The organism is Aeromonas sp. 9A (assembly GCF_963900955.1).
In the GTDB taxonomy this organism is placed as follows: Bacteria; Pseudomonadota; Gammaproteobacteria; order Enterobacterales; family Aeromonadaceae; genus Aeromonas; species Aeromonas salmonicida.
Genome location: NZ_CAWRFG010000001.1, coordinates 2,939,397 through 2,952,712 on the forward strand (window position 1 = coordinate 2,939,397; position 13,316 = coordinate 2,952,712).

The window sequence follows — 13,316 nt, forward strand, 5'->3', positions numbered from 1 at the left end:
ATTGCGTCTATGGCAGCTGCTCGCTATGGTGACAGCCAAATTTATGAGTCTGGAGTGACCAACATGGCCTTTTTCCACTTCTTGTTTAACCTGCTCTGGTTTGTTCTGGGGGGCGTCTTCATGGGGCTGGCCTGGTGGCTGGCCGGGCTGCTCTGCTTTGTCTCGCTGATCGGGATCCCCTGGGGTCGCGCCTGCTTCGTCATCGGCACCTTTACCTTCTTCCCGTTTGGCAAGCAGGCGGTGAGCCGCAAGAGCATGACTGGGCAAAGCGACATCGGCACCGGTACTCTGGGGCTGATTGGCAACATCCTCTGGTTCCTGGTGATCGGGATCTGGCTGGCAATCGGTCACATTGCCTCGGCGCTGGCCTGCTTCGTGACCATCATAGGCATTCCGTTTGGCATCCAGCACCTCAAGCTGGCGCTAATTGCCTTGGCCCCCATAGGGCAGATGGTGGTGACCAACCACGAAGCCGAATCCGGTCGCTACATTCGCTGATCACCACGCAAAATTGCACGGGCAAGCTGCCTGCGCAGCAAAAAAAGGGCAGACTAGGGTCTGCCCTTTTTCATTGCCACTGCCCGAGGCCCTCCATGCTTCCCAGCCATTTTTTTGCCAATCTCGCCCGCATGAAACTCATTTACCGCTGGCCGCTGATGCGCAACATACAACCTGAAAACATCGCCGAGCACAGTCTGCAAGTGGCCATGGTGGCCCACGCACTGGGGCTTATCCAGAATCGTCTTTTTGGTGGCCAGGTCGATGCGGATCGCGCCGCCGTGATGGCGCTCTACCACGACAGCAGCGAAGTGCTGACCGGCGATCTGCCCACACCGGTCAAGTATTTCAATCCCGAAATTGCGAGGGAGTACAAGAAGATAGAGCTGGCCGCCGAGCAGCGCCTGCTGGGGATGCTACCCGCCGAACTGGTGGAGGATTTTCGCCCTCTGCTGGACTCGGGTGCCCAGGACGCCGGGCTGGTTCGTCTGGTGAAAGACGCCGATACCCTCTGCGCCTACACCAAGTGTCTGGAGGAGATAAACGCCGGCAACCGGGAGTTCGAACCGGCCAGGAAACGCCTCGAAGCCATGCTGGAAGCGCGCATGAGCCCGCAGATGCATTACTTCATCGATGTCTTCGTGGCCAGCTTCTCCCTGCCGCTCGATGAGCTGAACGCCCACTAGCAGCCCAAACCACCTGAAAACAGAAGAGCCCGCCTGTTTGCTCCGGCGGGCCCTTCGCTACTTATCGGCAGGTCAGATACAGTGCATCAGTGCCCCAACTCCCGCGATGGCACCAGACCGCTCGCCCGCCAGGCAGGATAGAGGGTCGCCAACAGGCTCATCAGTATGGCTGCACCAGTCACGATAGCCAGATCCTGCATGTGCAATTCGGTCGGCAGGAAGTCGATAAAGTAGATGTCAGGGTTGAGGAAGCGATGGCCTATCACCCCTTCGATAAAGCCCAGGATCTGGGTCAGCTTGCTGGAGAGCAGGCCGCCGAGCAGGGCACCAAGCAGCGCCCCCGCCACCCCGTTAACCATGCCCTGAATGACGAAGGTAAGACGGATCTGACCGGGGCTCGCCCCCATGGTCTTCAAGATGGCAATCTCGCTGCGCTTCTCGTTCACCGCCATCACCAAGGTGGAGACGATGTTGAAGCAGGCCACTGCCACCACCATCAGCATCACCACATACATGACGGTACGCACCATCTGTATGTCCTGATAGAGGTAGCCCTGCCGGCTCATCCAGCTGCTGATGTAGACGTAATGCGGAAATTTCTGGGCAGCAGCGACCGTGATGGATTGCGCCTTGAGCACATCGCTGACCTTGAGGCTGAATCCTTCCACCGTATTGCCCATGCCGGTCATGATCTGGGCATCGGCCAGGTGCATGAAGCCGAGCATGCCATCGAGCTGACCGCCAATCTCAAGCAGGCCCACTACCTTGAGGGATTCCCGCTTCGGGTTCTTGATGCCGGCGGCATCCCCCCCTTGCGGCAGCAAGAGGGCAACCGAGTCACCTATCTTGACCCCCAGCTTGTCGGCAATGGTCTTGCCGAGAATAAGCCCATGTTCGCCCGCCTGCAGTTCACGCAGACCACGGCCAGTCATGTACTTGCCCGCATCCGACAGATTCGCTTCGAGCTCCGGCAACACTGCACGCACCTGCAAGCCCTTGAGGGCATTGCCGTGCTCAAGCAACCCATTGAGAGTGATCACAGGCGCGGCAGCTTCCACTCCTGGCTGGGCCAGCAGGTAATCCCGCAACTTGGGCCAGTCAGACAATGGCGCCTCCATCCCCATCAGCTCACCGTGAGGCACCACTGAGAGCACCCTGTCTTTGAGCTCCCGCTCGAACCCGTTCATGGCAGAGAGACCCAGAATGAGGGCCATCACACCGAGGGCGATGCCGATGAGGGACGAGGCGGAAATAAACGCGATGAAGCCGTTGCGACGACGGGAGCGGCTGTAACGCAGGCCCAGAAAAAGGGGCAGCGGTTTGAACATCAGGCGACCTCCGCCATGATGCCGCTCACCAGGGTGACCCGCCGATGGAGCTTGGCGGCCAGACTCAGGTCATGGGTGACCACCACGAAGGCAGTGCCCAGCTCACGATTGAGCTCACAGAGCAGCTCGTAAACAGCGGTTGCACTGGCATGATCCAGGTTGCCGGTGGGCTCGTCCGCCAGTACCAGGCTGGGCTCGTTGACCAGGGCGCGGGCAATGGCCACCCGCTGGCGTTCGCCACCGGACAGCTCGGATGGCCTGTGGTTGAGGCGATGGGAAAGCCCCACCCGACCCAGCATGCGAGTCGCCTTGTCGGTGGCGACGGCTACCGACTCACCGGCAATAAGCAGCGGCATGGCGGTGTTCTCCAGCGCGGTAAACTCGGCGAGCAGGTGGTGAAACTGATAGACAAATCCCAGCTCCTGGTTGCGGAATCTCGCCTGGGTACGGCTATCCCAGTGGTGGATATCCTGCCCCTTGAACAGCACGGCACCGCTTGACGGGTTGTCGAGCGCCCCCATCAGATGCAGCAAGGTGGTCTTGCCCGATCCCGAGCTGCCCACCACCGCCAGCATCTCGCCGGGGGCGACACTCAGATCAATCCCCTTGAGGACCTGGGTCTCCAGCTCACCCTCTTGATAAACATGATTCAGGGCCTGACAACGCAGCAGAGGTTCACTGGACAAGGGTTCATTCATAAAGGGAGCTCCACTTACGCCGGCAATCGCACCGGAGGTAACAACAGAAGATGAGTTATTCACAGTGCTATTCATAACGTAATGCCTCGGCCGGTTTCACCCGGGCCGCACGGGCCGCAGGGTAGAGGGTGGCACTGAAGCTGAGCAGCACGGCGCCCAGCAAGATGGTAATGACCTGGGTTGGCTCCACTATCACGGGCAAGCCACTGCCGCCCGCCGTCATATAGAGGTTGAGCCCCACCGCATCGAGCATGGGATTGAGTCCGAGCGAGAGTGCGAGCCCGGTCAGGCCGCCAAGCAGGGCACCAATCACACCGCTGGAAGCGCCGAGCACCATGAATATCTTGACTATCCCTGCCTCGTTCATGCCCATGGTGCGCAGTATGGCCACCTCCCCCTCCTTGTCGGTGACTACCATCACCAGGGCGGAGAGAATATTGAAGGTGGCGACCGCGATGATCAGCACCAGCATCAGCCCCATCATGCGTTTCTCCATGGCGACCGCCTGGAACAGCTCACCGCGCTCGCGGCGCCAGTCCTGCCATTCCAACCCATCCGGCAATGCCGTCTTTATCACCTGATCGGCGGCGAAGGGATCGTCCAGCCAGAGCCTTATGCCACCGACGGTTTCTGTCGGCAGGCGCAGCAGGCGCTGGGCATCCCCCAACGCAACCAGGGCAACCTGGCTATCCACGTCGGCGCCGACCCCGAAGATACCGGAAACGGTAAACAGGCGCTGGGCAGGGACCCGACCAAAGGGCGTGAAACGGGTGCCCTCGGTCAGAAGCAGACGAACCTGATCTCCCATGGAGACCTTGAGACGGCTTGCCACCCCCTGCCCCAGCACTATGTGGTATTCACCCTGCTGCAGGCTGTCGAGGCGACCCATCTGCATCTGGGCGTGCAGTATGTCGTCCTTTGGCCACTGGGCCGGGTCTATCCCCTGTACGCTGACCCCGATGAGCTGCCCCGGACTCTGCAACATCCCTTCGCTATCAAGCATGGGGGCGCTGGCAATCACATGGGGCAGCTTGGCAAGGTCGGGCAAACCGTCGGGATGGGCATCGATGCGGCCAGTCTGGTTGGTCACCACCACATGGGGGATCACGCCCAGGATCCGCCCCTTGAGCTGCCCTTCGAAGCCGTTCATCACGGATATGACCACCATCAGGGCCGCGACCCCGATGGCGATACCAAAGGTGGAGAACAGTGAGATGAATGAAACGAAGCGATTACTGCGTCGTGAGCCTGCGTAGCGAAGGCCAATGGCCAGCGACAGCGGCTGAAAAAGTCCAGTCTTCAAGGAGTTCTACGTTGCCAACAAAATAAGATACCGGATAATAAAGGGAAACCGTCTATGACAACAAGGGATAGCCTCCATGCAGGAACAGTTCTTCAGCGTCACCCATGCCACCCCGGTCAATGTGATCCCCATGCCCGATGACTTTCCTCTGCCGACGCTGGAGGCACTGGAGGCCGAACTGCCCGAACCCTTTCGCATCGCCTCGGCCATCACCTCCATCGATCTGGTGACCAGTCGTCTGATCCGCAACCAGAACGAGCCTATGCACGATCTGGTGGAGATCATCAACCAGCAGTCACGCAAGATCGACATGATCATGGGCTATGTGCTGTCGGTGCAGGATAGGCCCGAGCATCGCTTCCAGACCCTGCGTTTCAGCGCAGGCCAGCTCACCTATCTGCATCCGCGCCAGGGTCATGGCGAGCCGCCGCTCCTGCACCAGATAGTGCGGCTCAAGATCTTCCTGCGGGAAGAGGCCTCCGCCATCTACTGCTATGCCGAGGTCAAGAGACTGGAACCGGGCGAGCATGGCACTCAGGTAGGACTCGATTATGCCCGAATCCGTGAGGATGACCGCGAACTGCTGGTCCGTGCCAGCCTGCATGTCCAATCCAAGCAACTCAAATTGCGTGCTCAAGACCGTCAACGTTAAAAGAATCAAATGATGCCAATGAAGCTTCCCGCCTTGCCCGCCAAGGCGGGCCAAAAGTTAACGCTCGGCCAGTTGACCGGCAGCAGCCTTTCACTGGTTGCCGCCCGCCTTACCACCCAGGCGAACCGCCCGGTCCTGCTGGTGACCGCCGATACCCCGAGTGCCCTGCGCCTCGAGCAGGAATTGCAGTTCCTGCTGGCCGGTCAAGGTTGCCCTGTGCTGATGTTCCCGGATTGGGAAACTCTGCCCTACGACACCTTTTCCCCCCATCAGGACATCATCTCCCAACGACTGGAGTCCCTCTACAAACTGCCGCAGATGAGCGCCGGCGTGCTGATCGTGCCCATCTCGACCTTGATGCTGCGCTGCGCTCCCCAGGTCTACCTCGACAAGTACAGCCTGATGGTGAAGGCCGGTCAGCGCCTCAACCTGCAACAACTGCGAGGGCGTCTAGCCGAAGCCGGTTATGTGGCGGTGGATCAGGTGCTGGAGCACGGCGAGTTTGCCGCCCGCGGCTCACTGCTCGACCTGTTCCCCATGGGCAGCAACAGCCCCTATCGCATCGACTTTTTCGATGACGAAGTGGACTCCATCCGTCCGTTCGATCCCGAGACCCAGCGTTCCAGCGAACCGGTCAAGACGGTCAGCCTGTTGCCCGCCCGGGAGTTTCCCACCGACGAGGCCGCCATCGAGCTGTTTCGCGGGCAATTTCGCGAACAGTTCGAGCTGTCGCGCGCGGAAGGCTCCGTCTATCAGGAAGTGAGCAAGGGGCGCTGGCCCGCCGGCATCGAATACTATCTGCCGCTCTTCTTCCATCAGACCGCCAGCCTGTTCGACTACCTGCCGGATAACACCCTGCTGCTCACAGTGGGGGATATCTATCCCGCGGCCCAACGCTTCTGGAACGACATAGGCCAGCGCTATGAGGGCAGACGCTGGGACAACACCCGCCCCTTGTTGCCACCCCAGCAGATCTACCTGCCGGTGGAGCAATTGTTCGCCGCACTCGGTCACTATGGCGCCGTGCGGCTGCAGGAAGCCGCCACCGACGGCGGAGCCGGCCAGCATGATCTCCCCATAGCCGCACTGCCGGAGCTGCAACTGGATCACAGCAAAGAGCAGCCCATGCTGGCGCTGAACCAGTTTCTGGACAGCTTCACGGGCCGCACCTTGTTCGTGGTGGAATCCGAAGGGCGGCGGGAAGTGCTCGGCGATCTGCTGGCGCGCATATCCTTGCAACCCAAGGAGTTCCCCTCCCTCGAGGCCTTCATGGCGGGCAAGGCGCGCCACGGTCTGCTGGTTGCACCGCTGGAGCGGGGCTTTTTGCTACGAGAGCTGCTGCAAGAGGCCGGGCATGATGAACTCGCCCTTATCACGGAGACAGAGCTGCTGGGCGGTAAAGTCCGCAGCAAACGAGCCCGGGAAAAGAGCAAGAACTTAAGCTCGGATGCGGTGATCCGAAACCTCGGCGAGTTGACCCAGGGCCAGCCTGTGGTTCACCTGGATCACGGCGTCGGCCGTTATCTGGGGCTCGAAACCATCGATGCCGGTGGCCTGCCCACCGAGTTCCTGACCCTCGAGTATGCCGGTGGCGACAAGCTGTTCGTGCCGGTCACCAACCTGCACCTCATCAGCCGCTACACAGGCTCCGACAACCCGCCCAGCCACAAACTCGGTGGCGAGGCCTGGGTCAAGGCGCGGCGCAAGGCGGCAGAGAAGGTGCGCGACGTGGCAGCCGAGCTGCTGGATGTCTATGCCCTGCGCGCGGCGCGCCACGGTTTTGCCTTCCAGCACGACAGGGAGGCCTATCGCCAGTTCGCCGCCGGTTTCCCGTTCGAGGAGACGGAGGATCAGCTTAACGCCATCAATGCGGTACTGGGGGACATGTGCCAGGCCAAGAGCATGGACCGGCTGGTGTGCGGCGACGTGGGCTTTGGCAAGACTGAGGTCGCGATGCGGGCCGCCTTCGTGGCCGTCCATGACGGCAAGCAGGTCGCCGTGCTGGTGCCCACCACCTTGCTGGCACAGCAGCACTACGACAACTTCCGCGATCGCTTCGCCAACTGGCCGGTGCGGGTAGAGGTGCTGAGCCGCTTTCGTACCGCCAGGGAGCAGACCAGCGTGATGAAGGAGCTGGCCGATGGCAAGGTCGACATCATCATAGGTACCCACAAACTCTTGGGCTCAGATCTGACCTTCAAGGATTTGGGGCTGCTCATCGTCGATGAGGAGCACAGATTCGGGGTGCGCCAGAAGGAGAAGATCAAGGCGCTGCGGGCCGACGTGGATATCCTTACCCTCACGGCGACGCCTATCCCGCGCACCCTCAACATGGCGATGGCCGGCATGCGGGATCTCTCCATCATCGCCACCCCACCCGCCAAGCGGCTCGCCATCAAGACCTTTGTGCGCCAGCAGGATCCTGCGGTCACCCGCGAGGCGGTACTGCGAGAGCTCAAGCGGGGCGGTCAGGTCTACTACCTGCACAATGACGTGGAGAGCATAGAAAAATGCGCCAGCGATCTCGCCGAGCTGGTGCCGGAGGCCCGTATCGGCATCGCCCACGGCCAGATGCGCGAACGCGATCTTGAGCGAGTCATGTCGGACTTCTACCACCAGCGCTTCAACCTGCTGGTCTGCACCACCATCATAGAAACCGGCATAGACGTCCCCAGCGCCAACACCATCATCATGGACCGCGCCGATCATCTGGGGCTGGCCCAGTTGCACCAGCTGCGAGGCCGGGTTGGCCGCTCCCACCACCAGGCCTATGCCTACCTGCTCACCCCTCATCCCAAGTTGATGAGCAAGGATGCGCTCAAGCGGCTCGAGGCCATCGCATCGCTCGAAGATCTCGGCGCCGGTTTTGCGCTGGCGACCCACGATCTGGAGATCCGGGGTGCAGGCGAGCTCTTGGGCGACGATCAGAGCGGCCAGATCGAATCGGTCGGCTTCACCCTCTACATGGAGATGCTGGAGCAGGCGGTCGAGGCGCTGAAAAATGGCAAGGAGCCATCACTGGAGCAGCTGATGAGCCAGCACACCGAGGTCGAGCTTCGCCTGCCCGCCCTGTTACCGGAGGAGTACATACCGGACGTCAACATGCGTCTGTCCATGTACAAGCGCATCGCCAGCGCGGCCGACGAGCAGGAGCTGCGCGAATTGAAGGTTGAGCTGATCGACCGCTTCGGCCTGCTGCCGGAGGCAACCAAGACACTCATGGAGATTGCCGCCTTCCGCCAGCGTGCCACCGCCCTTGGCATTCGCCGGGTGGAGATGAGCGAGCGCGGCGGTTACCTGGACTTCACTCAGGAGACTCGCGTCAACCCTGGCTATCTGGTCAAGCTGCTCTCCGAGCAGCCACGCATCTACAAGATGGATGGGCCCACCCGATTGCGCTTCCAGGTACCGACCCCGGACCGCGCCATGCGTCTGAAACTGGTGGACGGCCTGCTGGCGGATCTCGCCAACCACGCCAGCCACTGATGCGAGCAACGCAACTCGCCCATAAAAAACGGGAGCCATATCGGCTCCCGTTTTTTATGCGCTCATCGCAGACGCTGGATCAGTGCATCAACCCTGATTGGCCGGATCTTCGTGGGCGGAGAACTCCCGCATGAAGGCCTCGGCCCGCTCCACCATCTTGGTGGAACCGACGAAGTAAGGGGAGCGCTGGTGCAAGGCAGTGGGCTGGATGTCCATGATGCGGCCAAAGCCGTCGGACGCCTTGCCACCGGCCTGCTCTACCAGAAATGCCATGGGGTTGCACTCATAGAGCAGGCGCAGCTTGCCGTTCGGAGAGTTGGTGCCTGACGGATAGATATAGATGCCGCCCTTGAGCAGGTTGCGATGGAAATCGGAGACCAGGGAGCCGATATAGCGGGAGGTGTAGGGTCTGTGAGTCGCCTCGTCCCGCTCCTGGCAATATTTGAGGTACTTCTTCACCCCGTCCGGGAACTTGATGTAGTTGCCCTCGTTGATGGAGTAGATCTTGCCCTCCTCCGGGATGCGGATGTTCTCGTGGGAGAGGCAGAAGCAACCGATGGAAGGATCGTAGGTGAAGCCGTTGACGCCAAAGCCGGTGGTGTATACCAGCATGGTGGAAGAGCCGTAGACCACGTAACCGGCAGCGACCTGACGGTTGCCAGGTTGCAGGAAGTCTTCCAGGGTGACGCCCGTCCCCGGGGCGCTGAGACGGCGGTAAATGGAGAAGATGGTCCCGACCGAGACGTTGACATCAATGTTGGAAGAGCCGTCGAGGGGATCGATCAGCACCACGTATTTGGAGTGACGGGAGAGCTCGGAATCAAAGGAGACGAAGTCCTCTTCTTCTTCGGATGCAATACCGCACACTTCACCACGGGCTTCCAGCGCGGCTTTAAACCGCTCATTGGCATACACATCCAGCTTCTGCTGCACCTCGCCCTGCACGTTTTCAGCACCCATGGAGCCGATGATATCTGCCAGCCCCGCCTTGTTGATCTCCCGGTTCACCACCTTGGCGGCCAGACGGATGGAACTGAGCAGTGAGGTCAGCTCGCCGGTCGCGGTGGGATAATCCGCCTGCTTTTTGACGATGAACTCGCCCATGGTGATCATGTTTCGCATTATTGTTCCTTTAAGAGCGTTTCCGTTGGCTTTGAAAACGTTTGCACACATCGACAAAAAAAGTGCCGATCCTCGGCAGCCTTGTTTTGTAACCTAATGTAACGCCTGTTTTTTGTTTTTGCAGCGAATTAAGCCGCTGGATAAACGTGCGATTTACACCTCGCCACCCCATCAAAAGGGCATAAAACCAGTGCCAATTGGTGACTTTCATCATGTTAATTCGCAGCAAAAAATCACGAACAGGCAGCCATGATGGGTGCAACGGCCCACTTGGCCCCCCTATCTGGGTAGCTGATGGCAAGGCCGGTGCCCACCTCTTGAGATCTCCAGATCAATCCAGCACACTGACCAGGCTTTGGAAGCAAAAAAACATAAGGATATTCAATGAAAAGGACACTCATTGCCGGCACGGTTGCCGCCCTGTTCGCGTTACCGACTCTGGCGGCTAACGTACCTGTCGGCACCCAGCTGCTACCCGGCGATCAACAAATCTTCGTGCGCAACATAGGTTCAGAGCCCGCCTCCATCGATCCCCAGATGGTGGAAGAGAGCTCGGGCAGCGACATCGTCAACGACCTGTTCGAGGGGCTCTATACCCTGGATGGCGACGGCAAGCTGCAAGCCGCCGGGGCGCTTGGCTATGAACTCGACACCACAGGCACCGTCTACACCTTCAAGCTGAGACCCGAGGCCAAATGGTCCAACGGCGAGCCGGTGACTGCGGCAGATTATGTCTATGGCTGGCAACGGGCGGCGGATCCCAGAAACGCCTCCAACTATGCCTGGTTCATCGAGCTGACCGGCGTCACCAACGCCAGCGACGTGGTACAGGGTAAAAAAAGCCCGGATGCCCTCGGCATCAAGGCCCTCGATACGCACACCCTGCAGATCACCCTGAACAACCCTGTGCCCTTCTTTCTGAAGACGCTCTCCCACTACACCACCTTCCCCGCGCCCAAGGCGACCATAGAGAAGTTCGGTCATGAGTGGGTAAAGCCGGGCAACATCGTCTCCAACGGCGCTTTTATGCTCAAGGAGTGGACCCCCAACGAGCGCCTCATCGCAGAGCGCAATCCCCTCTACTGGGATAACGAGAACACAGTGCTCAACAAGGTGCTCTATCTGGAGATAGTCTCTGACACCGCCGCCTACAACCGCTATCGCGCAGGGGAACTGCACTACACGCCCTATCCGCTGGAGCAGTACAAGCAGCTCAAGACCCAAAGCCCGGAGGAGCTTGTCAACGCCCCCATGCTCGCCACCTATTACTATGTGTTCAACACCCAGCGCAAACCGTTCGACAACCCCAAAGTGCGCAAGGCGCTCTCGCTTGCCATCGACAGAGACACCATCACCGAGAAGATCCTGGGACAAGGTCAGCTCTCCGCCTTCAGCCTGACCCCGCCGAGCGTAGACGGCTTCGAGCTCAAGCGCCCTGCCAGCCAGTTGCTGAGCAAGGAGGAGAGGATCAAACAGGCGAAAGCATTGCTGAGCGAGGCAGGATACGGCCCGGGCAAGCCGCTGGATGTGGACATCCTCTACAACACCAACGAGAGCCACAAGAAGATAGCCCTGGCCATCTCCTCCATGTGGAAGCGCAACTTGGGGGTTACCGCCAAGCTCAACAACATGGAGTGGAAGACCATGGTGTCCGCGCTCAATGAGGGGGATTTTACCGTCAGTCGCTACTCGTGGAACGGGGATTACAACGATGCCTCGACCTTCCTCGACATCATGACCTCCAGCAGCAGCGCCAACAGCGGCAAGTGGTTCAACAAGCAGTATGATGCCCTGCTGGCGAAGGCTCATGACTCCAAGGATCCAGCCGAGCGCAACCGCCTCTATCAAGAGGCCGAGGCGCTGATCGACCAAGAGGCCCCCATCGCCCCCGTCTACTTCTATGTCAAGTCACGGCTGCTCAAGCCCAATATCAAGGGCTATCCCTATCAGAACCCGCAAGACGTAGTTTATTCGAAAGACCTCTATCTCACCGCGCAGTAACGCCCTGACCTCCTAAACAGAAAGACCGCCTCGAAGGCTAATGCCAGTCAGTTAAGCCTGACTGGCATTGTTTTTATTGGCTTTTTTTACACTGTATTTCTGTGGCCTTGGCTTCACGCAGCGGGGGTAGCTTCGTTCCCTTCGTGCCGGCAGCACAAACTGCCGAAATAGCCGCTCAATGCTCTTGTGGCCAAGCTTTTGGCGAGCTTGCAGGAAGGCGCTGGGGGCGACAAAGGGGCGGTCACCGGGCAAGAGGATATCGAGCTGATTGACCAGCTGGGTCATGGGGACATGGCGGAAGATGGCCATGCCGATGATGGCCCAGACCAAACGCTCCATGGGCATGCGGCGACGGCGCAGGGTAGCGACGCCCTCTTCGGCGAGCAGAGTGGTGATGAGCTCGTTGGGAATGAGGTCGGAGAGTGACTCAAACTGGGCAGCATTGCTGGCGTGAAGGAAGTCGAGGGCCTGTTCAATACGCATAAAAAATCCGAAACCAAATCAACAGGTTTCGGATTTTTACACATCAGCAGGATCGGTCAATGGATCCTTAACTGATCGGCATTAGCCTCGAAGGCGGTCTTTTTTCAATCTTCCCGACAGCTCGCCAGTGCCACCCTGGCCCGACTACGCAGCACCACAGGCTGCACCAGCAGTTGCGCCAGCAATACCCCAAGCAGGGTCATGCCACCCCCTATCAGGTGATAGCTGGTCAGCGTTTCCCCCAGCCAACTGATGGCCAGTGCCGCCGTCATCACTGGCAGCAGATTCATGAAGATGGTGGTGCGGCTTGCCCCCAGCAGGGCTATGCCCTGCATCCAGAGCCAAGGCGACAGTGCCGAAGTGGGGATCCCCGCATACAGGATGAGCCAGAGCGCGCGGCCATCTGGCCACTGCCCGTCCACCAGCAGGTAGAACGGGGTGAGAAACAGCAGGCTGCACAGCACCTGGCCGTAGAGCATGGACCAGTTGTCCAGCCCCAGATCCCACTTTTTGAGCAGGACGCTATAGAGGGCATAGGTGCCTGCCGAGAGCAGCATGTAGACAGAGCCGATATGAATGCCCTGGGTAAACAGACGGGACGGATCCCCCTGTCCCAGCAAGATGGTCAGCCCCAGAATGGAGATAAGCCCACCGAGTAGAGCTCCCCAGGTGGGGCGCTCACGCAGCAGCCAGATACTGAGCAGTACCGTCATCAGCGGTGTCAGCCCCATCATCAGACCTATCTCAGTGGCTCCCAGGGTTTGCGCTGCGTAGTGCCCCAGGGTCTGGTTCAGCACCATGCCGAGCAGGGCCAGCGTCGCCAGCTGATAGAAGCCGGCCCGCAGTTTGGCGCGATCCCGCCAGGCCCTGTGTGCGAGGAAAGGCGTCAAGATGATGGCGGCCACCATCCAGCGCGACCAGGCCAGTGCCGCGGGTGAAAGCAATCCAACCGCCAGCTTGCTGACAATGGCATTGCCAGACCAGATGGCCATGCAGGAGAAGGGAAACAAAAAGGCAAGAGGCATAGCGCTGTCCACAGAAACGATCCGGTATTTCAGG

At 59.9% G+C, this 13,316-nt stretch carries 10 protein-coding genes and 1 pseudogene; 5 read left to right on the forward strand and 6 right to left on the reverse strand.

Annotation, left to right across the window (positions count from 1 at the left end; genetic code table 11):
- Positions 1-63: 63 nt before the first annotated feature.
- Positions 64-498: a YccF domain-containing protein gene (locus AACX78_RS13655; protein ID WP_159166524.1), complete on the forward strand. Its 435-nt coding sequence runs from the start codon at positions 64-66 to the stop codon at positions 496-498.
- Between the two features lie 95 nt (positions 499-593).
- Complete coding sequence (gene yfbR, locus AACX78_RS13660; protein WP_005315363.1) at positions 594-1,184, forward strand: 5'-deoxynucleotidase; 591 nt, start codon at positions 594-596, stop codon at positions 1,182-1,184.
- A gap of 86 nt (positions 1,185-1,270) precedes the next feature.
- Here yfbR and lolE read toward each other — a convergent pair whose 3' ends face one another.
- The 3 genes from lolE to AACX78_RS13675 all read right to left on the reverse strand — a co-directional run bounded on the left by lolE (position 1,271) and on the right by AACX78_RS13675 (position 4,513).
- A complete protein-coding gene (gene lolE, locus AACX78_RS13665; RefSeq protein WP_159166525.1) occupies positions 1,271-2,512 on the reverse strand; it encodes a lipoprotein-releasing ABC transporter permease subunit LolE in 1,242 nt (413 codons plus the stop codon).
- Entirely contained in the window at positions 2,512-3,210 is a 699-nt protein-coding gene (gene lolD / locus AACX78_RS13670; RefSeq protein ID WP_017411862.1) for a lipoprotein-releasing ABC transporter ATP-binding protein LolD, read from the reverse strand. Before lolD ends, lolE begins: the two co-directional genes overlap by 1 nt.
- A gap of 67 nt (positions 3,211-3,277) precedes the next feature.
- Complete coding sequence (locus AACX78_RS13675; protein WP_159166527.1) at positions 3,278-4,513, reverse strand: lipoprotein-releasing ABC transporter permease subunit; 1,236 nt, start codon at positions 4,511-4,513, stop codon at positions 3,278-3,280.
- A gap of 76 nt (positions 4,514-4,589) precedes the next feature.
- Between AACX78_RS13675 and AACX78_RS13680 the strand changes: the two genes are divergently transcribed.
- Together AACX78_RS13680 and mfd are read left to right on the forward strand one after the other, a co-directional pair.
- Positions 4,590-5,165, forward strand: coding sequence for a PilZ domain-containing protein (locus tag AACX78_RS13680; protein WP_059113286.1), 576 nt, complete (start codon positions 4,590-4,592; stop codon positions 5,163-5,165).
- Between the two features lie 9 nt (positions 5,166-5,174).
- Positions 5,175-8,651, forward strand: coding sequence for a transcription-repair coupling factor (gene mfd, locus AACX78_RS13685; protein ID WP_159166528.1), 3,477 nt, complete (start codon positions 5,175-5,177; stop codon positions 8,649-8,651).
- Positions 8,652-8,738: 87 nt separating this feature from the next.
- Here the strand turns inward: mfd and fbp are convergent, their stop codons facing one another.
- A complete protein-coding gene (fbp, locus tag AACX78_RS13690) occupies positions 8,739-9,773 on the reverse strand; it encodes a class 1 fructose-bisphosphatase (RefSeq protein ID WP_159166529.1) in 1,035 nt (344 codons plus the stop codon).
- A 384-nt stretch (positions 9,774-10,157) separates the two neighbouring features.
- Between fbp and AACX78_RS13695 the strand changes: the two genes are divergently transcribed.
- Complete coding sequence (locus AACX78_RS13695) at positions 10,158-11,774, forward strand: peptide ABC transporter substrate-binding protein (RefSeq protein ID WP_159166530.1); 1,617 nt, start codon at positions 10,158-10,160, stop codon at positions 11,772-11,774.
- Positions 11,775-11,897: 123 nt separating this feature from the next.
- On the opposite strand, the pseudogene AACX78_RS13700 reads toward AACX78_RS13695, so the two are convergent.
- Together AACX78_RS13700 and AACX78_RS13705 are read right to left on the reverse strand one after the other, a co-directional pair.
- Positions 11,898-12,257 (reverse strand): annotated as a pseudogene (locus AACX78_RS13700) (transposase domain-containing protein); the annotation flags it as partial.
- 104 nt (positions 12,258-12,361) lie between these two features.
- Positions 12,362-13,282 (reverse strand): DMT family transporter, encoded by a 921-nt coding sequence (locus tag AACX78_RS13705; RefSeq protein ID WP_159166531.1) that lies wholly within the window; start codon positions 13,280-13,282, stop codon positions 12,362-12,364.
- Between the last annotated feature and the right edge of the window lie 34 nt (positions 13,283-13,316).

Excerpts from the sequence above, each read along its gene's own strand:
- yfbR (WP_005315363.1), top strand. The coding sequence starts at position 594 with ATGCTTCCCAGCCATTTTTTTGCCAATCTCGCCCGCATGAAACTCATT.
- AACX78_RS13705 (WP_159166531.1), bottom strand. The coding sequence starts at position 13,282 with ATGCCTCTTGCCTTTTTGTTTCCCTTCTCCTGCATGGCCATCTGGTCT.
- mfd (WP_159166528.1), top strand. The coding sequence starts at position 5,175 with ATGATGCCAATGAAGCTTCCCGCCTTGCCCGCCAAGGCGGGCCAAAAG.
- AACX78_RS13680 (WP_059113286.1), top strand. The coding sequence starts at position 4,590 with ATGCAGGAACAGTTCTTCAGCGTCACCCATGCCACCCCGGTCAATGTG.
- AACX78_RS13655 (WP_159166524.1), top strand. The coding sequence starts at position 64 with ATGGCCTTTTTCCACTTCTTGTTTAACCTGCTCTGGTTTGTTCTGGGG.
- lolD (WP_017411862.1), bottom strand. The coding sequence starts at position 3,210 with ATGAATGAACCCTTGTCCAGTGAACCTCTGCTGCGTTGTCAGGCCCTG.
- AACX78_RS13695 (WP_159166530.1), top strand. The coding sequence starts at position 10,158 with ATGAAAAGGACACTCATTGCCGGCACGGTTGCCGCCCTGTTCGCGTTA.
- fbp (WP_159166529.1), bottom strand. The coding sequence starts at position 9,773 with ATGCGAAACATGATCACCATGGGCGAGTTCATCGTCAAAAAGCAGGCG.
- lolE (WP_159166525.1), bottom strand. The coding sequence starts at position 2,512 with ATGTTCAAACCGCTGCCCCTTTTTCTGGGCCTGCGTTACAGCCGCTCC.